The organism is Pantoea sp. sgz302252 (assembly GCF_047713085.1).
Lineage (GTDB): Bacteria > Pseudomonadota > Gammaproteobacteria > Enterobacterales > Enterobacteriaceae > Scandinavium.
This window is the reverse complement of record NZ_JBLFJW010000036.1, coordinates 16,580-41,575: the sequence shown is the minus strand read 5'-3', so window position 1 is coordinate 41,575 and position 24,996 is coordinate 16,580. Positions and strand designations below refer to the sequence as shown.

Genomic DNA, 24,996 nt, shown 5'->3' with positions numbered 1-24,996 from the left:
ACACCCTGCTGATTATTTTTGCATGCGTTCTAATTGCGTCTTGTCGGCAGCTTCAGCCTTATTTGCCAGCCCCTGAAATTCCTCGGGAGAATAATAATCAGCGGGCGCTGGCAAGCGTTCCACATCGTGTCCTTGGTGAATTTGCAGTTCACCTAGCGTAGAAAGTCGATACCGCACCACCGTTTCCGGCATCATTAAATGGAACGGTTCGGCTTTTTCAAATGGCACCGGTGTGGGTACACGGCTATCACTCAGCGAATAATTGCGCTTCAGCACGAGGAATTTATCCGGCACTCTGCGTTTGCTGTTCCACCAGTCACCGTCAATTTCGCGGAATTTCTTTTCAGTCTCTTCTCGTGTAGCAACATCCAGCCCGACCAGAGCGTTGTGTAATTCGGCATCCATGGCTTTGTTGTAATCCTCAACCGAGCCTGCATGGCCTTGCAGAATAACGTTAATCGCAAGCCTGGCCCCGAGCAAATTCGAATAGAGATCTTCGGGTGAAAACGCCGATATCTCCTCGGAGAAGCCTGGCACCGACTGAAAACCGTACCATTGCGCAATCTCATGCCACTGCGCCAGTTCGAACCCGATTTTCCCTGCGAGCCAGGCCGCAAGCGTATAGCGCTGCGTCATGCCCGCGGGCGGAGTGAAGGCATTCAGTTGAATACGACGCAGCCCTAATTCTTCGCTGTAGAACAGTCGCCATTGCTGCCCCAGTTTGGGGTAGATTTCAGAGAATAAATAGAAGGTGTTGTCGGCAGTGTCGCGCACGTGGGCGATATCAATAAAGCCGCCGCGATAGGTGTAGATCAGGCCGCTTTTCTCATCGCTCAGCCCAACCAGGTTTTTCACCGCCCCCAGCGCACTGTCGTTGTAATGATGATGCCCTAAGCCATCCAGCGTCAGCACGTTGCCAATCTGATACACCGGGATCGGCACGCCCACCGCGCGGACATTGAGATCGTAACCAAAAGCACAGCAAGGGCGCAGCGATTCAGGCGCAGAAAGTTTCTGCACTACCGGCGAAACGCGATGAGCGTGTTCTATCGGCAGCAAGGTTTCTGCCGCCATCGCTGTACTGCTCAACATCATCAGACCCAGCCACCACCCTCGCATTAAAACGCCTCCGCAACCTGAAAATAAAAACCGGCACTTTCCCGGCCAAAGCCTAAATCAAGCCTGATATTCATCGACGGCTTCACTTCGAAACGATACCCGACACCGACCGTGGGCAACAGCGGGTGATCGCCTAAATCTGCGGGCGAACTTCCCAGCGCCCCCACGCCAGCCCAAAGCACGTAGCCGTGTCGCCAGTTCAGTTTTTGCCGATATTCTACCTGGCCGCTGACCACATCGTTATCGCGGTAGCGCCCTTGATAATAGCCACGAAGTCGGCTGTCATCACCAGCCTGAGAGAGCCTGTCCCAGGGTACATCACCGTGAGTAAAGCGCCCCCACAAATCGAACGCCAGCACGCGTTTATCATCTATCGGATGATAATAATTGTATTGCAGTTGGGTGGCGGTGAAATGAGTGTCCGAGCCAAGCGTTGGGTCGAAATAGCTGTATTCAATACTGATATACTGCCCGTGCTGCGGCCGGGTAATCACATCGCGGGAATCGTAATTCAGGCTGAGGGTCGCGCCAGAACTGACAGGCGTGGTGGAGTCAGCATACTGCGAGAATTTATCGCCCGGTTGGGGATTATCCACACGGGCATCCATGGCTGAAAAATCCCAGCCCGCGCCGAGATATAAATTCGGAGCCAGTTGGCGCATCAACTGCGGATGCACCTGAATCGAATTGTTGTCGTATTTTTGTGAGCTGCCCTGGGCTGCGTCGTAGCCCACCCCCCAGAATTTGGTCGGGACTTTAGCAACGGCACCATCGACAAACAGCCGCCAGCGGTCGTCAGTGAAAAACGTATAGCTATGCAGCCCTATTCCCAGCGCCCCGCTGGTACTGACAAAACCGGTGAAGGAGAGCGAAGAGTTCTGTGTCGTTTTATCCTTCGGGTCGATACGGTAAATCCCGGCCACCGCCGTGCCTAACCCAAGGCGAAGCTCCGGAGTGTAAAACGGCCCCGGCAACACGCTCCAGTCAATGCCTTTGCTGGGATCGTACTGATTGTCTGCGCCCAGTTTTCCCAGGAAGTCATCAATGGTTTTTTCATCCAGCGCGGCACGCGTTGCGGGCGTCCAACTGACGCTAATGATGCCCAACGCCGCCATCATCCATTTTTTCATTAGAATCGGTATTCACCCGCGATAAAGAAGCTGTTGCGGTCGTTAAAGCCAAATTCGGTCAACACGTTGAAGTTTTGAGTAATTTCATACTGCGCGCCCACCAGCATATTCCACGGCGAAGTGAGATGCTGTTTGACATCAAAGCGCCCGTTCTCCACCACGCCGTCCAGTGCGGAAGGCAGGTTGAGGTCTGACAGGTTGCCTTTAAATTCCTGCTCAACGTCCTGGTACATCGCGCCAATCCAGATGCCCAGATGCGAAGGCCCGGAAATGCCCTGAAACTCAAAGCGATAGCCTACGCGCGGCGACACAGTCAGGGCTGATATTTTCCCGTCGAGAATGTCGAAGCTGGTCTGCGTGTAGTTGGTATCCACCAGCCCAAACCAGTTCTGATAGCCGCCCGCCAGCGTCACGCCCGTGCCGTAAGTGGTGCCTTCAAAGTTGAGGGTGAAATTTAAATCCTGCAATGCGCCGCTTTCATATCCGGCGTGAACCGCCTGAGCAATCAGGCGATTAGGATCAAGGCGACCGTACTGCGACGGATCGGCATTGACCGAGATCTGCGATACCGACGATCCTTTGGTATGCCCAACAATCCCATAGACGTTCAGGAACGGAAACACCCACATGTCGAGACGCAGGTTTTCGGTCTCGCTTTTTTCACGGGTATCGCCCACGCCAATCATGAACATGTCATCCGGAATCGGCCTCGCGCCGATTTGCAGCCCACTCAGCGCGATGCTCTCTACGTTTACACCCTGACGCATGTTCATATAGCTCAGGTTGACGCCAAAAGGCAGCGGGATGGAATACCCGTGCGCACGCGCTTCATCACCCCAAATAGGGAACATACTGTCGCTTGAGGTTGCGTCGTCTGTCGCAGTGCTCGTGGTTGTCGCACCGCAGGCTGCCCCGGAAAGCAGCACCAGCGATACCAGGATTCGGTTCCATTTCATCATCATTTCTCGTCAGGTCGTCGCCCCGGTTACAGCCCGGAACCGACATTAAAATAGACTGCCTGCTCACTATCACTAAAAGCGACGTCTACTCCCGTATGCAGCCCGTATTCCCGGGCAATCAAATAGCGAAACCCTGTTCCCCAGGCGACCTGAGTTTCATCAAACAGGTGGCTGGCTTCGTCGCTGGCGCTGCCTGCGCCGACAAAACCGAGCACGACCCAGCGCGGCGTAACATTCCAGGCCAGCTGGGTTTGCACCGTGCCAACATAGTCGCCCTGATAGCGATAGCTGGAGATCCCCCGCAGCTTGATATACGGTCGCGCCATCGGCGGGAGATGCGCATCGCTGTGAGTCAGAGACTGATAGTTGCCGGCAAGCGACAGCGTCAGGGTTGAGCTGAGCGGCATAAAATACTTCCCGTCAAGCTCAAGCTGGTTATAACGATAGTCGCCCCCCAAAAAACTGCTGTAAAAACGGTACTCTCCGCTCAGCGAAAGCCCGTCGCTCGGCCAGAACAGGTTGTTGGTGGTGTCATACTCCGCCACCAGCCCTACTGCCGACGAAGTACTGTTGTCGCCCAACACGCGTTTCCAGACTTTATTGATAACGGGGTTGTTGTCTGCCGACACGTCAAGGTTGACCCAAACCTGACTCACACCGACAAACACCGGGGAATCCCCCACGCGAAACTGCAACTTCTGCATGCCGCCGTAGCCTTTGGAGGTGGTGTTGATCGCCTTATCGTGGCCAAATCCGGCGACATCACCCGAATAAATATCGATGTTGATGTTGGCGTAGCCTGCGCCGCCCAGCCAGCGAATGTGATCGTTATTCCAGGTGTGGCGATGCCCGCCGCCGACAAACCAGGTGCCGTTTTGCGTCCCGCCGCCACCAAAGGCACTGAAGGCAGGCGGAATATACCGCCCTCCTTGCTGAGTCCCTTTGCCATGCAAAAACAGCCCAAACAGACCGCCACCGTAACCGACCGCCGGTTCGGTGATAACCACCGGCACGGGGAGGAATCCGTACGGGTTATCCCGCAGATAAGCGCTCATATCGAGCATCCCGTCTTCCGGGTCAAAGAGGCTCGCCGCCGGGCTTGTGCTGGCATACAACAGCAGCATCAGCAGCCATCCCAGCCGGGGCCTTTTCATGCATCGGTCCTTTGAGGCAGTGTGGCCGGGGCCGCATACCAGTTCTCTTTGGCGACCATCACGGCCCCTTCCGGTTGCAGCACAAAGTTTGGCGACATTATCTGTACGTTAAATTCGTTGAAGACATCCTGAATATGGCTGTGCAGCGCATTGCGCCCCATCGCCAGCGAGGTTCCCGGCAGCAGTTGCACTTGCAATTCATAGGAGATATACCAGTCCATCAGGCTCAGTTGGCGCACGATCGGAGGCTGACTGTGGTCGATACCGTCGGCCCGACGAGCCGCCAGTTCGAGCATGGCGTGAACCTGCCGCCAGGGCGAGTCATAGCCGATAGTGACGCTGGTGGTGAGATTGACGCCCCCACCAGGATTCTGTGCGCTGAGGTTGGTGATTTTGCCGCTGACCACCACCGCATTCGGCACGGTCACGACATAATTTTCGCGGGTGATGATTTTGGTGGCTAGCATGCCGATTTCGCTCACCAGCCCTTCGTTATCCGCAATGCGAATGACATCGCCTTTACGCAACGCGCGGGAATAAATCAGCACCAGACCGCTCATGGCATGGTTCATCAATCCGGCCGAGCCCAGCGTTAGCATCAAACCGAAAAAGACACTGATGCCTTTGAAGGCCAGCGAGTTGGCTCCGGGTAAAAAGGGGTAAGCGGCAGACAAAGCGAATAACCAGACCATGACGGAAATCAGCCTGCGCGTGGCGCCGAGCGATTCGCCCCACACCCGGGTCCACGGGAAAAGGCTGAACATCCAGCCGATCCACAGGTAGGCCGCCGCCAGGCTCAGCAGGATCATCAACAGGCCAAACAGTTTTGACTCAATGGCCCCAAGAAAACGCCGCCAGCTGTGCGGGATAATGCCACGCTTTTCCAGCAACATGCGGCGGTTATAACGCCGCACCCAGCGCCAGGCACGGTAAGCGCCATAACAAAACAGCGCCAGAACGCCTGCGCCTAATAATGATTTAACCACTGCCAGCGCCAGATAGCCGGAGTTGTACTGGTCACGCAACGCGGTACGCTGCAACTCCATTCGCGCCAGCACTCGCTGCGCGGCCTGATCCAGCGTTAAATCGTCGCCTTCATCCAGGTCAGCCTGGCTGAGCAGCATGATAGGTTTGCCGTTCATCAGGAACAGCCGCGCAGGCTGGTTGTAGCGGGTGATGGGTTCGATGGTCAGCGGTTTACTGACATCTTCGCGAGTAAAAGCTCGCAGCGTATTACGAATGCGCAGCACGCGCTCTTCTGGCGTACTGAGGCCAAAGGTGGCCTGCAGCATGACGATGGGTTGATGGAAAATATACACCGTCCGCGCCCGTTCCTGATCGGTCGGCTGCTGCCGGGGCTCAGCGGCAAAAAGCGGAAACGTGAGCAACAATGAGATCCACGCCACCAAAACATGCCGCATCCTGTTCATAATCAACACCCGCAGAAGTGAATATTTTCGTTATTATTCATAAGCTCAAAAGCAAAAAGCTGGCTTACTCTTTGTTGAGCATAGACCAGCCTTAGGCTAATTCAAGACACCTCAGAAACGGATTTTCATTCCCACGAATGTGGAGAGGTCAGCGTCGAGGCTGGAATCGCCCCCGTTATCCCAGGTTTTGCCCACTTCCGTGTAGGCCTGAACATCATGGGTGAGCCTGGTCGACGTTGATTTCCGCAGGCTGATTATCGCGAATGTGAGTAAAGTCTTTTTCCGTGAAGTTGGCTTCAACATACAGATTGTTATCCACCACTAGCAGCATGGCTGTCCTATTCGGGGATTGACTATAAATTTTGCTGGCTGGAACGCCGTATTTTCAAACGCCCGGCCAGCATTAAATGCGTGGCTGCATCTTCAGCATTGCAGAGATACTCCACCGCCAGTCTGCCCAGTTCACCATAAGGCAACTGAATACTGGTGAGCGGTGGTGTTAATTGCTCGGAGATTTTTTGGTCGTCATAACCGACCACCAGCACGTCGTCCGGGATACGTAATCCATGGTCGGAAATCGCCTGATAGCAGCCAATGGCCAGCCAGTCACTGGCACAAAAAATGGCGTCCGGGCGTTCGGCCTGAGAGAGCAACGCCACGGTGGCCTGATAAGACTCGTTGAACTGCCAGTTGGTTTGCTGCACCCATTCATCCTGCGGCGTAATGCCCGATTGCGTGAGCGCCGCCTGATAGCCCGCCAGACGCTGGCGCGTGGCTTCCATCCAGCTTTCACCGGTAATGTGTGCGATGCGCTTTGCGCCCTGATTCACCAGATGTCGGGTGACCTGAAAAGCATTGGCGTAGTCATCCGGTTCGAATGACGGCAGCAGTGGGGAATCCGGATCGCGCTGGTTGAGCAACACCAGCGGTAGCGTGGTGCAATCCTGAAAAGCGCTCAATGCCACCACCGTGGTCACCGGCGAGGCCAGAATAATCCCCACGCAGTTACGCTTTTCTAACTGGCGAATGATGTTCAGCGCCAGCTCCGTGTCATCGCCATAATCGTACACCGTGAGAAGCACTTCGCTCCGCCAGGCCGCATCGCGCGCCTGACTGATAGCGTCGATAAAAGGATCGTAACTTTGCAGCGAACTGACCAGCAGCGCGATCTCTTCCTGATTACGCGGGGAATGAATGGCTGGCAGGCGATCGTAACCCAGCTCCCCTGCCACGCTAATCACCCGCTGGCGCGTTTCGTCGCTGAGTTTGATATTGCGAGACTGATTAAGCACTAACGATACCGTGGCCTGAGACACCCCGGCGGCGCGCGCAATATCATTCATGGTGACTTTATTTTTCCGCTTCATAGTCCCTGCCCACGGTTTTTTGATTGCCCATCATACCCATCATCTCCGGCGGGTGGCAGTGCTGTGCGTTGCCGATCACGTTTCTTCCTCTCAGCATCGCCAACTTTGTGAGGGTTGTCGCTTTTTCTGCTCATCGTAATTGCTCATGAATGCGCCAACTAATATTTATTAGCTAATATTATCAGCAGAGAGGTCATCATGAAACAACAGTGGACAAAGGAACAGGCGCAGGCCTGGTACCAGCAGCAGGGCTGGCTGTGTGGCTTTAACTATCTGCCGTCGACGGCGGTGAACTGGACAGATATCTGGCAGAAAGAAACCTTCGATGCCCCAACTATTGAGCGCGAACTCAGCTGGGCTGCTGAAGCGGGCTACAACAGCCTGCGCATCAACCTGCCGTTTATTGTCTGGGAGCATGACCGCGACGGATTGATTGCCCGCATCAATCAGTTTTTGCAGATTGCGGATAAACACGGTTTTCGCACCATGCTGACGCTGATGGACGACTGCGGTTTTTCAGGCGATGAACCGTATCTTGGCCCACAAAAAGCGCCCGTTCCGGGCAAGCACAACAGTCAGGCCGCCGCGAGCCCGGGGCGTACGAAAGTGTGCAATCGGGATGAATGGCCGCAAATCGAACGCTATGTGCGTGACATCGTGCGTGAATTCCGCAGCGACAAGCGCGTGCTGCTGTGGGATTTGTACAACGAGCCGGGCAACCGCGGCATTTTCGCCACCGGCACCGTGGAAGTGCAGTACGACGAAAAGCTAGAAGAGTACGCTCACGAACTGATGCGCAAAGCGTTCGAGTGGGGGCGTGATGAAAACCCGGAGCAACCACTTACTGTCTGTGCGTGGCGCTTGCCGCCTGAAGTGGAAGGCGAAACGTTCTATCAGCATCCGCTGGATCAGACCGCGCTGACGCTGTCCGACGTGGTGAGTTTTCACGCTTACACCAACACCGCGAGAATGGTCGCCATCATTCATCAACTGGAACAGTTGGGCCGCCCAATATTCTGCACGGAATGGCTGGCGCGTCATGTAGGCAGCACCATTGAAGAACAATTGCCGCTGATGCATGCCGCCAATGTGGCGCCGTATCAATGGGGGCTGGTGCGCGGTAAGACCCAGACCTGGCTGCCGTGGCCGGTAGTGATGACTAACTCACCGGACTATTGCCGCCTGTGGTTCCATGACGTTTTTGAAGAAAACGGCATTCCTTTCTCACAAGCGGAGATGGCGCTGGTGCGCAAACTGAGCCGCATCGGTCTGCATCCTTCCCGTTAATAATAATATTGATGACAGCAGCCCGGCGGCCCACCGCCGGGTGTAAAGGTACGCACATTGCCGCAACCTTTTACTCATTAAACAGATCCTTCACTTCCACCAGCATTTTATCTGTCACAACAATACGTCCACTCTGTTTTAATTCTGCGAGAATTTTCATCACATAGCTTCGCGACAGTAACGTTCGGTCAATAATATATTTTGAGGGGCTCATTTTCACTCTGACATATTCAGGTTCATTCATCAGAGAAATAAGTTGGTGACACACGAGGTGATAACCATTTTGCGCCACCAGCCTTTCGCTGTGCCCACTCAGATAATGCACAATATAACTTAATACCCGAGCGAAATTTTCCCATAACTGGTTCATTTCAATCACTTCGCGCACATGTTCAGCGTCAACCACTAAAATGGAGCACGTCTTGCTGGCTCGCCAGTAGTAATGCTCTTCCAGCGGCGTAAAAATATTGGCAATGCCGATAATATAAGGCGCTTTGATTGTTCCCAACACCAGCCCATCGCTGGCCCGATGCACCAGGCCAAACCCTTCATACAGCAGATAGCAAGACTGTGGACGGGTTCGGGTAAATTCTAGCCGTTTATTTTTCGCGCAGACAACCGGTTTAGCATGAGGATATAACGTATCCATTATTACGTGGAAATCATGAATCGGTTTATTTGCCGATTTGATGTTCTCATCGTCTGAGACTACTTCAGACATCTTCCCCCCATGGTATTTCGCTCGCGTTGGTAACATAATACACACCGCCAATAATAAGAAAGAGAACATAAAGTTGATCAATTTATCTTTTCTAATTATACGTCAAATTCAGCGTAGCTGCCGCATTTGCTGTTCCTGCGGTAACCGTCGTGGCTGTTTTATAATATTTCGCACTGAAAATTAACGTTTCTGTCGCTGCCGCGGGCTTTGTTGACTAAATCAGATTTCGGGTAAGTAACCCGTAGCTGGTTGTGTTTTCAGGCAATACGCACACTTTCAGGCATACCTGCTTTCGTCATTTTGTTCAGCGCTCGCACCATGGCCATAGCCTCCGCAACCTGACCATCGTAGTCACGCAGCGTCAGTGAACCTCCGAACAACTGTTTTACCCGGTACATCGCCGTTTCCGCTATCGAACGACGGTTATAATCTGTTATCCATTTCCACCGGGCATTACTCCCGGTCAGCCGCTGATTAGCCACTGCACGGTTACGGTCTGCGTATTCACCGGGCCAATAACCCGCGCCTTTTCGGGGAGGGATAAGCGCGCTGATTTTCTTACGCCGCAGTTCATCGTGACAGAGTCGGGTATCGTAAGCCCCGTCTGCCGCTGCTGCCCTGATTTTTCTGTGAGTCTGTCGGATAAGACCCGGGAAGGCATCTGAGTCCGCGACGTTGTTCAGCGACAGGTCTGCACAGACAATTTCATGTGTGTTGCCATCAACAGCCAGATGCAGCTTACGCCATATGCGACGGCGCTCTTTGCCGTGCTTTTTGACTTTCCATTCGCCTTCCCCAAAAACCTTCAGCCCGGGTGGAATCAATCACCAGATGTGCAATTTCACCCCGGGTGGACGCTTTGAAACTGACATTAACCGACTTTGCCCGCTTACTGACACTGCTGTAATCCGGGCAGCGCAACGGAACGTTCATCAGGGAAAAAATGGAATCAATAAAACCTTGCGCAGCCCGCAGGGTCAGCCGGAATAGGCGTTTAATCACCAGAACGGCGGTGATGGCGAGATCAGAATAGCGCTGAGGTCTTCCCCGTGATAAAGGCGTTGCCGACTCATACCAGGCCTGAATCGCTTCATCGTCCAGCCAGAAAGTGAGGGAGCCACGGTTGATGAGGGCTCTGTTGTAGGTGGGCCAGTTGGATTTTGAACTTTTGCTTTGCCACGGAACGACCAGTGTTGCCGGATGATGCGTGATCTGATCCTTCAACTCAGCAAAAGTTCGATTTATTCAACAAAGCCCCTCACTGCCTTAATGCCATAAAAAGACGTTCTGATAACGCTAGCTCAAATAAAAAAGGGTGATGATATTTACATCACCACCCTCTTAAAGGTTAAAAATAATATTCAGGAATGAATGTTATTCTTCGAAGAACCAATAGCCCTGATTAATGAGTCCTGTTAGCGCTTCTACGAATTCAGCCTGCTGTACGGCGTCGCCTAATTCATCCTGGCCTACTTCAGTATAACGGGATAAAGCATCTGCTGCTTTGGCATCAGCAAGGGTCAAACGCTCTGAATTCACAAAGAATGCGCCTTCAACATTCAGCACTCGCAAGCCGCTCAGACGAATCAATTTTTCACCACCGAGCAACGCTTCCTGTACTTCTGCTGGCTCGTACGGCGGTTCTGCTGGCGCAATGTCCAGCTCGTGACGTGGCGTAGACGCAAAGCGACCAAACCACTGCCTGAAATCTTCCGGCTGGTTGATAACCGCCATCATCTGCTCGCGCAAACGATCCAGCTCATACTGCTCTACCCGACCGGCGTGTTCACGGACGGTGAGATCAGGATCGCTGTAGTGCGTGCCGCCCAGATCGTTTTCCAGCGCGTAATCGGCAAAACTGCTGATCAGATCGCGACCATTCGGGCCGCGGAAGCCCACGGAATAATTCAGCGTGTCTTCATAGGTGTAGCCGTCGTGGGGGAAGCCTGGCGGAATATAAAGGATATCGCCCGGCGACATTTCGACATCGATAATCGGCTCAAAAGGATCAACATGCAGAAGCGCAGGATGCGGACAGAACTGACGCATTGGCAGCGCATCGCCCACACGCCAGCGGCGGCGACCCATGCCCTGGATAATAAACACATCGTAGTTATCGATATGCGGGCCCACGCCACCGCCCGGCACCGAGTAAGAGATCATCAGATCGTCCAGACGCCATTCCGGCAGCACGCGGAAAGGACGCACCAGCTCGGCCGCAGGCATGTGCCAGTGATTTACCGCTTGTGCCAACAGTGACCAACCGGTTTCACCCAGCCCTTCAAAATCTTCGAAGGGACCATGGCTTGCCTGCCATTTGCCGTCCTGATGGCTGACCAGACGGCTGTCGACTTCGGGCTCCATCGCAAGCCCAGCCAGTTCGTCCGGCGTTATCGGATCAACAAAGCCAGGAAAAGCGTTCTTCAGGACCACAGGTTTTTTCTGCCAGTATTTCTCTAAAAACTCTGGCCAGTTCAGATTCAGTTGGTAAGTCATACACTCGCACCGGGGAAAGGAAAGACGCGCGGAGTATGCGAGAGTTCCCTTTCGCCATCCTTGCTGCGGGTCAAGGGTTGGTGAAAAAATGACAGTTTTTCCGTACATATTGTGCGGCATTTAAGAAACCGTTAAGAACGCCCCCTTACACTGCCTTTTTGTCAGAAAAAGTTGCTTCAGGGCGCAGCGATAAAATTGAAAAGCAAGAGCGTAAACTGCAAGAGGCACTGAGCGAGCTGACCGAAGCAAAAGCCGCGTTAAAGCACTAAAGTCGATAGGCCGCAATGGTTCGGGTCGTCGCTGTCAGGTCGTCATAAACCTCAACCTCAGACGTGGTGATGTTCATGCCTGTGGTTCGCAGCGTAGAGACATCAGCCGCAATACGTTGGCTGCCCAACCAGAAAAGCCCATCGAGCGCATTCACGGTAAGCCCGGTTTCCAGCGCCAGCTTCAAACGCAGTTTTGGATCTTTCACCTGCTTTGCTATCTGCGGCAATAAGTTCGCTTCTACGCCCTCTTCGTTGCGACGGATACGGTTCGAAAAACGGTAGCGAACGTCATCCGGCACCTGACTTAAATCGGCCTTCAGGCTGTAGATCTGACAGCGTTTTTTGTCATTCACCAGCACCGTTTTTTGATTGAGCTGCAGCTCATTGCGCAGGCGTTCAATAAGCTGAGGCGTGCGAATCAAGAGCAGCCGAAAAGGCAATTCGAAGCTGCTGACATAGTCCACATTGAGCAAGGCAATTCGCAGGCGTTCTTCACTGCCTGCTTTTTCCTCACGACATTCCTCAACCACTTCAGCCCACTGGCGAGCGATACGCGGCGATTCGTTCACTTCCGTGAACACGTATTTCTCAATCTGATAGTCAACGCGATTGCCCATGAGTTCCCTCACTTCTCCTTTGAATCTGCCATCCGAACCGGCTGATTTGTCAGCGCTTAATTTACCCTGTTTAAGGAACATTGCTCAACAAATAGGGAGTGAGTGGCAAGGAAAATCGCAGTCTTTTTCGACCTTTTTCATTAGATGAAGATGCTGCTCACTCTGTTAAAATACCCCAGCAGAAAAAAAGAATGTGTTTTCCCGACGAGATTTGCAGCGATGTAGAATGAAAAAGTTATTGATTGTTTTACTTATTTTTTTACCCATTGAAAGCACACTAGCAACGAGTGAAGGAGGAATCCAGGTGAGGTTGATCATCGCCGCGCCTCCTCCACACCCCAGAATCAGCGAAGTTCGGCTCTCCCAGGATCGCATGCTGATTGTGCACGAGTGGTAACCCTTCCTTCCATGCTGAGGCGCATGCTCATGCGCAACCACGCCATTAAAATGGTAGCTTCTGTTGCTGAAGATATTTGTGAATAAGGGAATACCGAACAAATCAGATTTCTATCCACTGCCCGCTAACAAGCCGATATAGAATTAATGCCCGATACTGTGAAATAGAAGAATGGGCGTACTGCTGCAGGAAATCCAGCTGTTATGTTGCAAGTTGATAGTCGTCCAGGGTTAAAACCTTGATAGCCATCGTTCACATCCATTTTTATCGAATATAAGCGACATAACTTTAGCAGGGATCCGCGCACTTCTGGCCATAAGGTCTGATGTCGCGCTGATTGAGAGAGCGTTCAGAATTCTGTGTCACGTTAAAAAATCATTACAACGTAATCACTTTATCGAGGCGACCTTCAAAATAAATCGCCAGTTGGGACAATGTCAAATTCCAGTTCTGGATCGGCATTGTCCATTTTTCCTGCGCATTCATTAATCCCAGATAAAGGAGCTTCAACAGGCTGTTTTCATTAGGGAAAGCACCTTTCGTTTTCGTCAGCTTTCTGAACTGTCTGTGCACTGATTCAATGGCGTTTGTCGTGTAAATGACCTTGCGGATCGTTGCCGGATACCGGAAGTAACACGACAGATTAGCCCATTTTCTCCGCCATGACTGAAGTACCACCGGGTATTGCGCCCCCCATTTATCTTCCAGTTCGTCCAGCGCGGTTTCCGCGGCCTCTTTTGATACCGCACGATAAACCGGCTTTAAATCAGCCATAAACTCCTTGTGATGCTTCGAGGCAACATATTTTATCGAGTTACGGATCTGATGGATAACGCACAACTGGACTTCAGTATCAGGGTAAATGCTGTTTATCGCTTCCGGGAACCCCGTCAGGCCATCCACGCAGGCAATCAGAATATCGTTCACTCCACGATTTTGTAGATCGGTCAGTACCGACAGCCAGAAATTAGCGCCCTCACTTTCAGACAGATACAGACCGAGGATCTCTTTCTTGCCTTCCAGATTCAGGGCGAGAACCGTGTAGACCGCCTTGCTCTGATAACGTCCGTCTTCGCGGATTTTAGAGTGGATAGCATCCAGCCAGACGAAAGGATATACCGCTTCCAGCGGGCGTTGCTGCCACTGTTTGAGCTCAGGGATTACTTTGTCGGTAATCGCGCTGATAGTGGCACTGGACACGCTGAAAGCGTATAAATCCTCGATTTCCTGACTGATATCTTTGTAGCTCATGCCCAGAGCAAACATGCGGATGATCTTGCGCTCGATCTCATCGGAAAGTGTGGTCTGGTGCTTCTTCACCAACTGGGGTTCAAAAGTACCATTTCGATCGCGGGGAGTGGCCAGTTCAAAGGTTCCGGTGGATGCTTTAACGGTCTTTTTGCCAGAACCGTTTTTACGGTTGGCTTCAACATCCTGAGCCAGATGTGAGTCAAGTTCAGCAGCCAGTGCGGCTTCAGTTAACTGTTTGATGAGTGGCGTTAAGATGCCATCTTTCCCGGTTAACCGCCTGTGTGGCGATCTCGGCATAGCGTTTAGCACGCTGCTGTATTTTGTCGTCCATAACTACTCCTCAAAGGATTGTGTAGAGGTAACTGCCATTAGTGTTAAATCATCAGCTCGCCAAAGTGCTGTTTTAATTGGCAAAGTACCAATATCTACCTGTATCGCAGGGTCACTATTGGCAGCCAGGCTGCCAATATGGAGCAAGCAAACCTGCTGCTCGACTTCTGACAATTCATGCTTCGCATAGGCATCGAAAACATCAGTAAAACTGACGCGTCCTCTCTGCATTAAACGATGACTAACCCAGGCACTGCAGTGCCTAATGACGGGCTCGGGTATCCCACGTAGAGTGGATTCAATCAGAGTGGGCTGTTCGCTGGGGTCTTGTATCTCGTGCGGAAGTGTTTGTTCAAATCTATCCAGATAAAGGTTCAATACCGTCTCAAGATCGAACAGTGTGTTCTGATCGTCATCTTTGCTTCGGGGAGGCAGAAGGTTTTCAACCAGACCATCAATTTTATGTTCGACCGTTCTTGGCGTATGCGCCAACAATGGCTTAAGCGCCCCCTTTTCCAGGGTCTCTCGAAAAAGCGTATTGTCTCTGGGAATAATGAGTTTCATACGAGCTCGTTCAAAATCTTTGTTTACGTCGATCAAACGATCTTGATAACGTTGAGTAAATGAGCAAACCTCGTCGAAAATCTCCTGCGCCTTACGTAATTGTTGCAACTTGTCGGGATGCAATTCCGAGCGCCCATCAGCCAACATTTCGGTAATGGTCGACAAAGTATTCCTAATATGTTCAAGCACTTCCCGCGTTTTATCGAAAGAGTCACTGAGTACCGGGCTAATATCTTGTGTATAGGATGCGCTGAGATCCCCCGATTGGGCTGCGCGTACTTTCATCCGCATACCTATCAAGTATTGCTCTAGCTGGCGCTGTGTTGACTGGACCTGATGTACCGCTTTGTCGATCTCACCGCGGCGTATAGTTTTGAGCGTTCTCCAGGCCAGAATAGCCGCTCGCTCTATCGGTGTTTCATCCAGGCGCAAGGTATAAAACAGCATGCCTTCGTCGGTCAGTGACCACAAAATGTCATCTGATCCAGGCACCTGATCGTGGCGTATCAGACGAATAATCTGCTCTTCGGAATGGACCCGTTCGGTGAAGTTGTAGTATCGGAGACGAAAGGGATCTTTGATTGCTGCAAAAATCCGGCTGGATACTAGGGCGTATTGCGAAGCGTCTTGCTCCGGGTAAGCCTCCTTCAGATGCTCCAACAGACACAACTCAGCTTCTTTACGAGTCATACCCGGCTGGCGTTCACGTTCAGCATAATAAAGCATGGTGTCAAAAAGATGCATAATCGCAGCAAGCGCGTCGAATTCGACGCCTTCCCAGGGATTGCGCTGCAGGGCGTGATAAATTGAATCCAACGTTCGTACGACAAGCAATGCATGAGACTGAATCGTTAGTTCACGCCGGGCCATGGATTCATTACGCGCCTGCTCCAGAAATTCAATCTTCGTCAAAATCCCTCCCCCGCAATTTCCCTACCCTCATCCGCATCGTCTGCGGCATCTGATCTTCATTGTCATCCCGAAGCCCGAGCATGATGGTGTACCCCGAAAAGAGAGCCGGGTCGCCAAGCCTCGGACGGGGCAGCAGGCGAACCGGGATGGTCAAATGCAGGCTGGCATCGTAGTCGCATCCCAGGTACGTCTTCAGCAGCGCAAACACATCCTTGCGCAGCTGGCCCCGTGGCATCCACCCTTTCGCCTCATTGGCATCCTCGGTAGTCATTTCAATGCGCATACAGTAGTTTGCATCTTCAACTTCATCCCCCAGAATCGGGCGTTCGCCCAGCGTCATTCCCTCATGAATTTTCAGTCGCGCACGTTCAGCCACCGGCATCCAGACCGGATGATGCGGGATAACCTTTACCTGTGTATTCGGCGCCTGACTACGAATGACCGCTGCCACGCCTTCTGTCGTGTGCGTGGGATGCAGCATCGGCGGCAAAATTGCCAGCAATCGCGACGGAGGAAGTTCTCTGCTGTGAGTCACGCCGGTCAGCGCCATCAGGCTGCGGGAGAACTTATCCGTACCGCCTTCTTCAAACGTTGCCGGGTAACTGTATTTTTTCCAGATACGGTAAAACTGCGTCATCAGCCGGTGATTGAAGATATCGAGGAATGCGGCCATTGCATCAGCCCCTTCCCGCCCCTGGTTGATATCGTCAATGTAGGCAGTCGGCAGCGGAGAATCTACGCCGTACAATCCCAGAAATTTTGTTCTGACAGTCGGTGGGGCATCCGGGTTATCCGGGTCGATTTCAGTACGCTTCAGCTCGCCGGATGGAAAGCCTAAGTGGGGATCGGGCCTGAAGCGCACCGGGTCACTATCAGGATATAAACCTGTACCCAGCGACTTCCCGCCAGCCTTCTCCAGCAGCTGACAGAAGCGATAAAAATTGAACCGGGCGGTCTGATCTTTACCGTCGCTGTCCAGCCAGAAAGGCGGCAACGCTTTCTTGTCTTCAGCGTCGTTCACATCAGCACCCTGTCAATCCGACGCTCCGGCCACGCCCATTCCGTACCGGACTCGGTAAGCACCACCGTCAGCTGCGTAAAGCGGATAACGCTGGCGTACTGTGTAAAGAACTGCTCCAGCAATTCGCAGAACAGCCGTGCATCACCCACACCACTGAACGGTGTTTCGTCCAGCTCAACACGGATACGTACCCCATGCCAGTGCTGAGACGAATTGAACGCCTGCTGATAGCTGACCTGGCGTATACCCGCTATCCGGCGACCGTTGTTCTCATCGTCTGTCCAGTTGAACAGCTGCAATACCGCCTGAAGATTTTCTGCATCGCTTATCATCTGACTCAGGGCGCGGGGATGCAGCTGCGCCATGATATGCCACTGGTGCAGCTGTGATAACGGTGGGTAACACGGCATCGAGGGCGCATGGCGGGTCTGACAATGCAGCGTCTGATTGCCGGTCGTGGTTACGCCATCAAAGACTGCGGCATCGAGTGCCAGACGCGGATAATTACCGTTGGTACAGGTGATATTCATAAATAGCGTGGCATTTTCTTCGTGAAGATCCTGCTCCCCGGACGTACCGCCCAGCATCAGCAACGTCTCATGCAGGCCGCTTACACCGCGCCAGATACGGGTATGAAAGTACCGTTCAGGCCAGCTCTCTTTACGCTGCAACATCCCGCCCTTGTGCCGGAATTGCCGATACGGCACATACTGGCGCTTGTCCAGCGTCTCGCTCGCGGCCACCTTATCCACACTGTAAATTTCAGTGTGATGATCGCGAAGCCGGTGTGGCCGCAGCCGGTAATCCAGCGTTGCTGGCTCCACCTTCAGGGGTTCAGCGTTGAGCGTAAACAAATTGATGAGCGGTACGCAGTGGATACGCAGAATATCTTCCGGCACAGGAATATCCCGGTTCAGTGGCTTGCTCAGATGAAATTCAAGCTCAAAATGCTGACAGTCTTCGCCGAGCGGCAGCGTTTCAAGGCCCGTCAGCGTAAAGAACGCAAACCGGGCCGGGAAGCTGAAGTATTCCAGTAACGGGCGTACTTCACCACACAGCGCCGGACTGTCGCTCTCCGGCCAGACTGACGACCAGTTCTGTTGCCAGCGCGACGACAGCTTGCCATGAAACGGCTGCGGATCGGGATTGCCGGTCTGCGGCAGGCGCACAGTGATGTGTGAGACATGATGAGTCAGGGCCAGATACAGCATTGACTGCAAGGGTCGATCACCGTGGATATAGAGCGGGATCTGGCTTAAATCCGTCTGAGACGGGTCAGCGTACTGGCTGAATGAAAACCGCAGGGTCAGAACCTGATGACCGTCCGTGTGAAACTGTCGCCGGACGTTGTGCAGCTTTAATGGGTGAAGCACCAGTTCGTCCGTTGTGCGGTACGGGCAGCGCAGACCGGTATCATCCATTGGCCGGGTCAGTAGTGTTGTGCCAGCAGGGATCACCACATCCCTGACCTGCGCAACCATTTCCGGGGTCAGCTCCACCACGGCCATCGAGGGTTGGGTGCGGTTAGCAATCGGCAGCAGATGACCCAGCAGCGGCTCTGTCAGCTCCGGGATATCGTCATCCAGCTTACGGCGCAACTGGGCCATCATCAGCGAAAAACCCTGGAACAGCTGTTCTACAGCATCATCAGCTTTGTGAGACTGTCTGTCGATACCCAGCCGCCGACCGGCTTCCGGGTGTTGTTCAGCAAATTCCCGTGCTGCCGCTTTCAGCCAGCGCATTTCGCCGTCGAAATATTTCAGAAATTCATGGTCATTCATAACGGGTTAATCCACCAACGTTAAAGCCTGGTAAAGGACCGTACACAATGAGACTCCCCACAGCGCCATTAGCGAGAACATCGCCCGATAAAAAAGGTTCCTTGCCCCACGCCAGCGTTCAGCCAACGTACGGATAGTATTCCCCGTCTTTTTGGGCCACAAATGCGCCATCCCGCTATCAAATTCAGTGAGATCGCTTTCACGCTCAATAAGCTGAAAAAGTCGCTCATCCAGCCACAACCGCCAGCAGTAATAATGAGTCAGCAAAAAGAGTCCCATCAGCAACACGCAATCGGCTGAAAACAACAGGTTGAAGATCAGCCCCAAAGGTGGCAGCGTCAGCGCAGCAAAGTAACGCCAGCTCGACTGATGAATTTGCATGATTCGGCTTGTCATTGTGATGTCTGACATTGCAGCTCCTTGCTGAACGTTTCCAGAACCTGAAGATGGGCGGGCGTAAGCACTACCTGAGGGCGCTGGGATTTGATTAACGCCACAGCCTGCGAAACGGATCCGGCATGGCCTTCACTTAGCAGCCAGGCAGCTACAACCGTTGCACTGCGGGATAAACCTAAGGCGCAGCATACCAGCACACTTTCATGTCTCTGCTGCAGTTGACTAAGCTTCATCACGGCCTGGCGGACATTCCATACACCTGGTACCACCAAATCCATCAGCGGATAAGCTTGCCAATGCCCTGCTTTGCAGCGGCCTTTATGAAACTCAGCCGTCAGATCGAGGACTGCGCCCTGCGCCACAGTTCTGTCCGGAAAGCGGCCCAATGCCACACCGTCGTAAATAATGTTGCTCAGAGATATTCGTCGGGAAAACCATTTTTTTGAAAGCCATGCTCCGGCTAAATAGGGGAACAACAGCCAGCGGACAGAGAGGGATACATCGCCGTGATTATTTTTCTGGAACACCGACACGCCAAGTCCGGCATAGCCCACCGCCACCATCAATAATGCCGCTGCAGGCCACAGCAAAATAAATCCGTAGGGGAGCCACAATCCCGCCAGTAAAAACACTATTCCACCAGCACCATATTTTGCTGCGATCCGTGCGGCGTGAGCTGATGGGCGCTTCCACCGCCAGTGGCCTTCGACCGGAATGGCATAGCTAATCATCACCCCGACCACAATCCCACTCACCACATCGATGAAATGGTGCTGCCAGGTGGTGAGCACCGACACCGCAATCAGCCAAAACCACGCGCCGGAAAGCAGCCCTGCGCCCTTCCCCAGATGCTGACGAAAACGCAGCCACAGCAGCCATGTCAGGATGATATGCAGCGACGGGGCCTGGTTATAAGGCAAGTCAAACTGTTCGAGCTGTTGAAACAGCCAGCCAAACATCCCCTGCGTTTCCGGACGAATGAAGGTAAATTTCAGCGGAAAAAGGAGAAAGCCGACGCAGGCAATCAGCGATGCGGCGAGCAGCCGACAGCCGTGGCGGGTCAGCTCCTGCTTTGAAGTACAGATAAACAGCGAAATGCCATACAGCAGGTCAATGCTCCAGTAGGGCACGATGGTCCAGGGCATAAACGGGATAGCATGTTCCCAACCGAAGACCATACTCCCCACATCATGACGCGTGGCCGTGAACTGATTCACCTGCCCATAGCTGAGGAAAAACAGCGGCCCTAACAGCACCAGCCAGCACAGCCCCTGTTTCCAGAGGCTGGCTTTATTCTGCATGAGCGCGGACTCAGCCATGCTGCTTTCTCACGGCCAGTGAGACGGTGAAAATACCAAACTCATCAATCACCTGATGGCATTTCTCGAAGCCCGCCTGTTCCACCAGCGTGTCCATCTCTTTCTGCGTGCGCACACGCATCATCCACGGAATGCCGTTCTGGTGGCTGGTTAAGGTATAAGCGATGGTCTTCAACTGCGGATGCCACGGCTGCCCGGTGTAGACCAGCACGCCGCCAGGCGGGATTGCTGCAGCCAGCCCGGCGAGCGAGGCTTTGATTAAGGCATTATCCGGGAAGAGTTCATACAGCCCGGAAACGATCCCCAGTGTAGGAGCAGGCTCAAGCGTGGCGAGGGAGTCATAGTCAAAGGCATTGCCCTTTTTGAACTGAGCGACGTGGCTTAACCCTCGCCCTTCAATCATGGCCTGGCCCTTTTCGACGTTCAGGTCGCTGTAATCACGCAACAGGATGCTTTCGATATCCTGATGTTTCTCGAGCGCATCAAGCACATAACGCCCGTGCCCGGCGGCAATATCCACCACGCGTACCGCCATATCACTCTCTTTAAGCCGGGTGACCGCCTGCTCTATGACCTGCTGGATATTGACTTTTCGTACCCGGATCCCCTGCCAGCCAATGCTGTTCAGGTAGTGCCGGTCAATCATGCGCCCCAGAATACCGTTGCCTTCCGGGTAGTTACGGTAGACATAATCCAGTGTGCTGCCGGAATCAAAGCCCGTCTCGTAGCCCAGACGCATCCCTTTTGAGAGTCTGCCGACCGTTTTCATGCCATAGCTCAATGAGGAATAGAACATGCCTTCCAGCGAGCGGGCTTTTGGCGGTGCCTGTAATTCGCGGTACGCGTCGGCGCTCGGGCTCCACTGGTCCTCATGGCTGTAATCGAAGGTGTAAGGTTTTGCCGCATAGAGCTTGTCGATAAAGGTTTTCATTTTATCGAAGGCCAGAGCTCTGTCTTTTTCACCCAGCGTGTCGTGATAGAAGCCAGGCAAAATATGCTGCTCTTTGATGGCGCTGCGCAGACCGGCGTAGAACTGTTTTTGTGGCTTTGCGTGCACCACAAAATCATCGCCGGAGATAAGCAATTGAGTCGGCAGCGTAATGGCGGCAGAGTCGGACACAATACGCTCAGCCGTTTTGTAGAGATCGAGCAGGATGTTCACCGCAATTGCCCGAGTGATGAGCTTATCCTGCTCAAAGCTGGCGACACGCTCCGGATCGTGAGTAAGGAATTTCCCCTTCACGTACGAGTTGACGTAGAACAGGCCGCGGATACGCTGCATCAACCCAAGGCCAGTACGGGCGAACGGCACATACAGTTTGACCTTGAAGGCAGGAGAAGCCAGCACCATCCCCCGAATTTTCGGCGCATAGTCGTGAACCCAGGTGGAGACCAGAACAGCCCCCACGCTCTGGGCGATCACCACGATATCCTCAAGGCTCACCTGCGCGTCCTTCGCTACAAAGCGCACAAACTCATCCACATCCAGAACAGAGCGAGCCAGGCTCGGGCTGTATCCGCGAGCGCCCGGCGACTGACCGTGGCCGCGAGCATCCCAGGCGTAGAAATGCGTATCGGGCATGACCAGCTCATCGACAATGTGCTGCAGACGCCCAGAGTGTTCATGCCCACGGTGGAAAAACACAATCACTTTCTTACCGTGGCCTTCTGTTGCAGGCCAATGGCGAAAATAAAGCGACTCTCCATCGCTGGTTGAGAAAGTACTTTCCTGAAATAAACGCGCTTCCTGGCTCATGTGATTTTCCTTGTCGCCTGCTGTTGTAATGTGACGAAACGAGTGAATAACGATTGTTTAAACATGACTTTATCCGCGTCGTAAAACAGCGGTTCGTCGATGAAGATGTCGATAAAAAACGGTACGGGGATTTTCTGCCCTTTGCCCATTGAGCGATCCAGCCCGTGCATATAGATGGGGATAATCGGCACCTCCGGGCACTGCTGGCTCAGGTGCCAGATGCCGGATTTGATCTCTGAGAATTTCCCCGGCTCTCCGCGCGTGCCTTCGGGGAAAATAATCACAATTTTCTTTGCTGCCAGCGCATCAACGCAGGCCTGTAGCGGATTGGCCTGGTGGGCTCCGCGATAAACAGGAATGATGCCGATGACCTTCAGGGCAAACCAGCCAATCACTTTGTTTCGCAGGAAATAGTCTGCCGCCGCCACCGGCTGCACGTTCACCAGCGTTGAAAGGGGGAACAACGTGAACAGCGTCAGCACATCCAGATGGCTGTTGTGATTCGCCACGATAATGGCCGGGCCTTCCACAGGCAGCTTTTTGCGACCGGAGACGCGAACGCCCAGCCAAATCCAGACCACGGGGTACGCAATGCACAGGGTAAAGATCCAGCGCAGAAAACGGTTCATCTGCGCCCCTTATACGTAGAAGTAGTAATAAAAGTGGAAGAACAGCGGCGCGGTGTAAATCAGCGAATCCAGACGGTCAAGGATGCCGCCGTGACCTGGCAGCAATTTTCCGGAGTCTTTCACACCAAAATCACGCTTGATGGCCGACATCACCACATCGCCGCAGAACCCGCTCAGGCCGATTATCACCCCGGCACCCAGCGAGTGGATCCAGTTCATCGGCGTCAGCAGCGGGCCGAAAATGGCCGCCAGCAGCGTGGTGGTCAGCACGCCGCCCAGCAATCCGGCCAGCGTTTTATTCGGGCTGACCTTCGGCGTGACCTTGATTTTGCCAAGCGTCTTTCCCCACAGATATTGCGTAATATCGTTAAGCTCGGTGGTCGCCACCAGGAAGATCACCAGCAGTGCGCCCGCTTTGGTATCCACGCCTGGCAGCATCATCAGGAACGCGACGTGGCTTAAAGCAAACACGGTGGTCATCATGCCCCAGTGCATGACGGAGGCTGAGTGTAAGAACCCTTTCGTATCGCCAACGAGCACCATACGGGCAGGCAGGAACAGAAAGACGTAAATCGGGATGAAGATGATGAACATGCCGTACCACGACATGCCCACCCAGATGTATTGCAGCGGGATCGCGGCATACATCCACAGCAATGGCACGTTGTCAGAGCGGCGTGTCGGAGCCAGCGTCAGATATTCCTTCAGGGACAGGAAGCTGAGAAAGCCGAAGAAGGTGAGCGCCAGCCCTTTAGGGGAAAGCATCGCCAGCGAAAATAGGCCAACGATAACCCACCAGCTGTTGATACGCTGCTGGAGTTCCAGCCAGTCACGCTGTGGGCGGCACTTTTTTAAGACAAAGATGATGACGGTCGCCAGCACTAAAACGCTGAAGATCCCGCCAAGGCAGTAATACAACGTGTGCAGAGAATCAGGCATTGGTGGCCTCCAGCGCACTACGGCAGCGGTTGACAGAGGTCCAGGCAAGCAGAACAGCCGAGATACCAAAGACGATATTGGCAACAATGGTGTACTGCGGCCAAAGCGCGATAAACAGACCTAATGCCCCCAACACAAAGGCACGGTCACTTTTACCCATCGGGCCACGATAATTTCGGCTGCCCGTCAGGGTCTGGGCGATGACGCCGCAAAACTCTGTCAGCCACGACAGCAACACCACCAGCACAACCAGCCACGGGCAAACCCCGGTCACAAAAGCAAACGCGAGATAGAGCGCAGCATCAGCGATAATATCGCCGACCTCATTGAGAATGGCCCCAAGCCTGGACTGCTGGTTAAACTCCCGCGCTAACATGCCGTCGATGGCATTCAATGCCATACGGAAAAATAAGAAGACTGGCAGTGAGATAAAAAACAGAGGTTTCGGGAAACACATCAGCACGCCGCCAAGCAGGACCGAGGCCAGCATGGCCAGGAGCGTGACCTGGTTTGCCGTCGCCCCCCTGGCATGCAATCTGACAACGATGGGTCGAAGTAAATTCTGAAACTTAGGTTTGATGTCATACAACGTCACGTTATGGCTCCTGCCTTGTGTTTGACGGGTTTCTATTTCAATGGTCGTAAAAACAATGTGTTATTACGGACTTCAATGACGCGCGGCTCATCCGGGTCAAGAGCGTCGCGGCTCAGCAGCTGCTTCCAGGTGCCTCGGGTTCTGTCAGGTTTTCGGAACAGGCCGACCACCGCCACAAACTGTGCTTTTTCGTCCATCGGTATATCAAGGTTGACCTTCTGGCCGGGGTTAACCGTTACCTGCCGCGAAATCAGTAGCGAGTCCTTCAGCACCACGTCCGGCTGTGCCAGCAGGTCGGTATACTCCGTATTATCAAAGGTCTTGCGGTCGTTCAGTTGCAGGACGCGGATACGCAACGGCATCGCCTGCTGCGCGTCATCGGCGTTGATGGCGCTCCGGGCAGCGAAACTCAGGTGCAGCGTCTCCACCTGCCGATAGAAAATCGCTTTCGCCACGCTCTGAGTACCCTGCTTTGTTTTCTGGTACAGGCCACAGCTGCTCAACAGCGAGGCACACAGGCAAAGTAAACAAGTATTCCAGAAGAAAAAGGTGCACAT

General features: G+C 53.4%; 21 protein-coding genes and 2 pseudogenes. 1 reads left to right on the top strand and 22 read right to left on the bottom strand.

The features are described 5' to 3' along the window. Positions 1 to 12: 12 nt before the first annotated feature. From ACLW56_RS21425 to ACLW56_RS21400, 6 genes are all read right to left on the bottom strand, one after another. Positions 13 to 1,119 (bottom strand): DUF4056 domain-containing protein, encoded by a 1,107-nt coding sequence (locus ACLW56_RS21425; protein WP_330985724.1) that lies wholly within the window; start codon positions 1,117 to 1,119, stop codon positions 13 to 15. After that, entirely contained in the window at positions 1,119 to 2,249 is a 1,131-nt protein-coding gene (locus tag ACLW56_RS21420; protein WP_415378057.1) for a BamA/TamA family outer membrane protein, read from the bottom strand. The genes ACLW56_RS21425 and ACLW56_RS21420 overlap by 1 nt, the downstream gene beginning before the upstream one ends. Then, entirely contained in the window at positions 2,249 to 3,205 is a 957-nt protein-coding gene (locus ACLW56_RS21415; protein ID WP_330985723.1) for a hypothetical protein, read from the bottom strand. Before ACLW56_RS21415 ends, ACLW56_RS21420 begins: the two co-directional genes overlap by 1 nt. Positions 3,206 to 3,234: 29 nt before the next feature. Then, complete coding sequence (locus ACLW56_RS21410; RefSeq protein WP_330985722.1) at positions 3,235 to 4,362, bottom strand: BamA/TamA family outer membrane protein; 1,128 nt, start codon at positions 4,360 to 4,362, stop codon at positions 3,235 to 3,237. Continuing rightward, the gene (locus ACLW56_RS21405) at positions 4,359 to 5,783 is read right to left on the bottom strand and encodes a mechanosensitive ion channel family protein (RefSeq protein WP_330985736.1); all 1,425 of its coding nucleotides are present in this window, start codon (positions 5,781 to 5,783) and stop codon (positions 4,359 to 4,361) included. Before ACLW56_RS21405 ends, ACLW56_RS21410 begins: the two co-directional genes overlap by 4 nt. Before the next feature lie 362 nt (positions 5,784 to 6,145). After that, the gene (locus ACLW56_RS21400) at positions 6,146 to 7,159 is read right to left on the bottom strand and encodes a LacI family DNA-binding transcriptional regulator (RefSeq protein WP_330985721.1); all 1,014 of its coding nucleotides are present in this window, start codon (positions 7,157 to 7,159) and stop codon (positions 6,146 to 6,148) included. 198 nt (positions 7,160 to 7,357) lie between these two features. Between ACLW56_RS21400 and ACLW56_RS21395 the strand changes: the two genes are divergently transcribed. Next, entirely contained in the window at positions 7,358 to 8,446 is a 1,089-nt protein-coding gene (locus ACLW56_RS21395) for a cellulase family glycosylhydrolase (RefSeq protein ID WP_330985720.1), read from the top strand. 70 nt (positions 8,447 to 8,516) lie between these two features. Here ACLW56_RS21395 and ACLW56_RS21390 read toward each other — a convergent pair whose 3' ends face one another. From ACLW56_RS21390 to tssJ, 16 genes and pseudogenes are all read right to left on the bottom strand, one after another. Next, the gene (locus tag ACLW56_RS21390; protein ID WP_330985719.1) at positions 8,517 to 9,167 is read right to left on the bottom strand and encodes a helix-turn-helix domain-containing protein; all 651 of its coding nucleotides are present in this window, start codon (positions 9,165 to 9,167) and stop codon (positions 8,517 to 8,519) included. A gap of 91 nt (positions 9,168 to 9,258) precedes the next feature. Continuing rightward, a pseudogene (locus ACLW56_RS21385) lies at positions 9,259 to 9,354 on the bottom strand (hypothetical protein); the annotation flags it as partial. Between the two features lie 70 nt (positions 9,355 to 9,424). Next, positions 9,425 to 10,391 (bottom strand): annotated as a pseudogene (locus ACLW56_RS21380) (IS5 family transposase). Positions 10,392 to 10,541: 150 nt separating this feature from the next. Next, positions 10,542 to 11,663 carry a cupin domain-containing protein gene (locus tag ACLW56_RS21375; RefSeq protein WP_330985718.1) on the bottom strand — a complete coding sequence of 374 codons (1,122 nt, stop codon included), beginning with the start codon at positions 11,661 to 11,663 and terminating at the stop codon, positions 10,542 to 10,544. A 265-nt stretch (positions 11,664 to 11,928) separates the two neighbouring features. Further along, the gene (locus ACLW56_RS21370; protein WP_330985717.1) at positions 11,929 to 12,549 is read right to left on the bottom strand and encodes a DNA-binding protein; all 621 of its coding nucleotides are present in this window, start codon (positions 12,547 to 12,549) and stop codon (positions 11,929 to 11,931) included. A gap of 775 nt (positions 12,550 to 13,324) precedes the next feature. Next, the gene (locus tag ACLW56_RS21365; protein ID WP_330985716.1) at positions 13,325 to 14,494 is read right to left on the bottom strand and encodes an IS256 family transposase; all 1,170 of its coding nucleotides are present in this window, start codon (positions 14,492 to 14,494) and stop codon (positions 13,325 to 13,327) included. A 36-nt stretch (positions 14,495 to 14,530) separates the two neighbouring features. Further along, the gene (locus tag ACLW56_RS21360) at positions 14,531 to 16,003 is read right to left on the bottom strand and encodes a hypothetical protein (protein ID WP_330985715.1); all 1,473 of its coding nucleotides are present in this window, start codon (positions 16,001 to 16,003) and stop codon (positions 14,531 to 14,533) included. Continuing rightward, positions 15,990 to 17,024 (bottom strand): type VI secretion system baseplate subunit TssG, encoded by a 1,035-nt coding sequence (gene tssG, locus ACLW56_RS21355; protein WP_330985714.1) that lies wholly within the window; start codon positions 17,022 to 17,024, stop codon positions 15,990 to 15,992. The genes ACLW56_RS21360 and tssG overlap by 14 nt, the downstream gene beginning before the upstream one ends. Next, positions 17,021 to 18,805, bottom strand: a complete 1,785-nt coding sequence (gene tssF / locus ACLW56_RS21350) for a type VI secretion system baseplate subunit TssF (RefSeq protein WP_330985713.1) — start codon at positions 18,803 to 18,805, stop codon at positions 17,021 to 17,023. The genes tssG and tssF overlap by 4 nt, the downstream gene beginning before the upstream one ends. A 6-nt stretch (positions 18,806 to 18,811) precedes the next feature. Continuing rightward, positions 18,812 to 19,216, bottom strand: coding sequence for a hypothetical protein (locus tag ACLW56_RS21345; protein WP_330985712.1), 405 nt, complete (start codon positions 19,214 to 19,216; stop codon positions 18,812 to 18,814). Further along, positions 19,198 to 20,520, bottom strand: coding sequence for a phosphatase PAP2/dual specificity phosphatase family protein (locus ACLW56_RS21340; RefSeq protein WP_330985711.1), 1,323 nt, complete (start codon positions 20,518 to 20,520; stop codon positions 19,198 to 19,200). The genes ACLW56_RS21345 and ACLW56_RS21340 overlap by 19 nt, the downstream gene beginning before the upstream one ends. Beyond that, positions 20,513 to 22,276, bottom strand: coding sequence for a bifunctional alpha/beta hydrolase/class I SAM-dependent methyltransferase (locus ACLW56_RS21335; protein WP_330985710.1), 1,764 nt, complete (start codon positions 22,274 to 22,276; stop codon positions 20,513 to 20,515). The genes ACLW56_RS21340 and ACLW56_RS21335 overlap by 8 nt, the downstream gene beginning before the upstream one ends. Further along, entirely contained in the window at positions 22,273 to 22,905 is a 633-nt protein-coding gene (locus ACLW56_RS21330; RefSeq protein WP_330985709.1) for a lysophospholipid acyltransferase family protein, read from the bottom strand. The genes ACLW56_RS21335 and ACLW56_RS21330 overlap by 4 nt, the downstream gene beginning before the upstream one ends. A gap of 9 nt (positions 22,906 to 22,914) precedes the next feature. Continuing rightward, positions 22,915 to 23,844 carry a phosphatidate cytidylyltransferase gene (locus tag ACLW56_RS21325; protein WP_330985708.1) on the bottom strand — a complete coding sequence of 310 codons (930 nt, stop codon included), beginning with the start codon at positions 23,842 to 23,844 and terminating at the stop codon, positions 22,915 to 22,917. Next, positions 23,837 to 24,439 (bottom strand): CDP-alcohol phosphatidyltransferase family protein, encoded by a 603-nt coding sequence (locus ACLW56_RS21320; RefSeq protein WP_330985707.1) that lies wholly within the window; start codon positions 24,437 to 24,439, stop codon positions 23,837 to 23,839. Before ACLW56_RS21320 ends, ACLW56_RS21325 begins: the two co-directional genes overlap by 8 nt. 32 nt (positions 24,440 to 24,471) lie before the next feature. After that, complete coding sequence (tssJ, locus tag ACLW56_RS21315) at positions 24,472 to 24,996, bottom strand: type VI secretion system lipoprotein TssJ (RefSeq protein ID WP_330985706.1); 525 nt, start codon at positions 24,994 to 24,996, stop codon at positions 24,472 to 24,474.

Coding starts and splice junctions, on each gene's coding strand:
- ACLW56_RS21425 (WP_330985724.1), bottom strand. CDS start 1,119: ATGCGAGGGTGGTGGCTGGGTCTGATGATGTTGAGCAGTACAGCGATG.
- ACLW56_RS21420 (WP_415378057.1), bottom strand. CDS start 2,249: ATGAAAAAATGGATGATGGCGGCGTTGGGCATCATTAGCGTCAGTTGG.
- ACLW56_RS21415 (WP_330985723.1), bottom strand. CDS start 3,205: ATGAAATGGAACCGAATCCTGGTATCGCTGGTGCTGCTTTCCGGGGCA.
- ACLW56_RS21410 (WP_330985722.1), bottom strand. CDS start 4,362: ATGAAAAGGCCCCGGCTGGGATGGCTGCTGATGCTGCTGTTGTATGCC.
- ACLW56_RS21405 (WP_330985736.1), bottom strand. CDS start 5,783: ATGCGGCATGTTTTGGTGGCGTGGATCTCATTGTTGCTCACGTTTCCG.
- ACLW56_RS21400 (WP_330985721.1), bottom strand. CDS start 7,159: ATGAAGCGGAAAAATAAAGTCACCATGAATGATATTGCGCGCGCCGCC.
- ACLW56_RS21395 (WP_330985720.1), top strand. CDS start 7,358: ATGAAACAACAGTGGACAAAGGAACAGGCGCAGGCCTGGTACCAGCAG.
- ACLW56_RS21390 (WP_330985719.1), bottom strand. CDS start 9,167: ATGTCTGAAGTAGTCTCAGACGATGAGAACATCAAATCGGCAAATAAA.
- ACLW56_RS21375 (WP_330985718.1), bottom strand. CDS start 11,663: ATGACTTACCAACTGAATCTGAACTGGCCAGAGTTTTTAGAGAAATAC.
- ACLW56_RS21370 (WP_330985717.1), bottom strand. CDS start 12,549: ATGGGCAATCGCGTTGACTATCAGATTGAGAAATACGTGTTCACGGAA.
- ACLW56_RS21365 (WP_330985716.1), bottom strand. CDS start 14,494: ATGCCGAGATCGCCACACAGGCGGTTAACCGGGAAAGATGGCATCTTA.
- tssF (WP_330985713.1), bottom strand. CDS start 18,805: ATGAATGACCATGAATTTCTGAAATATTTCGACGGCGAAATGCGCTGG.
- ACLW56_RS21345 (WP_330985712.1), bottom strand. CDS start 19,216: ATGTCAGACATCACAATGACAAGCCGAATCATGCAAATTCATCAGTCG.
- ACLW56_RS21340 (WP_330985711.1), bottom strand. CDS start 20,520: ATGGCTGAGTCCGCGCTCATGCAGAATAAAGCCAGCCTCTGGAAACAG.
- ACLW56_RS21335 (WP_330985710.1), bottom strand. CDS start 22,276: ATGAGCCAGGAAGCGCGTTTATTTCAGGAAAGTACTTTCTCAACCAGC.
- ACLW56_RS21330 (WP_330985709.1), bottom strand. CDS start 22,905: ATGAACCGTTTTCTGCGCTGGATCTTTACCCTGTGCATTGCGTACCCC.
- ACLW56_RS21325 (WP_330985708.1), bottom strand. CDS start 23,844: ATGCCTGATTCTCTGCACACGTTGTATTACTGCCTTGGCGGGATCTTC.
- tssJ (WP_330985706.1), bottom strand. CDS start 24,996: ATGTGCACCTTTTTCTTCTGGAATACTTGTTTACTTTGCCTGTGTGCC.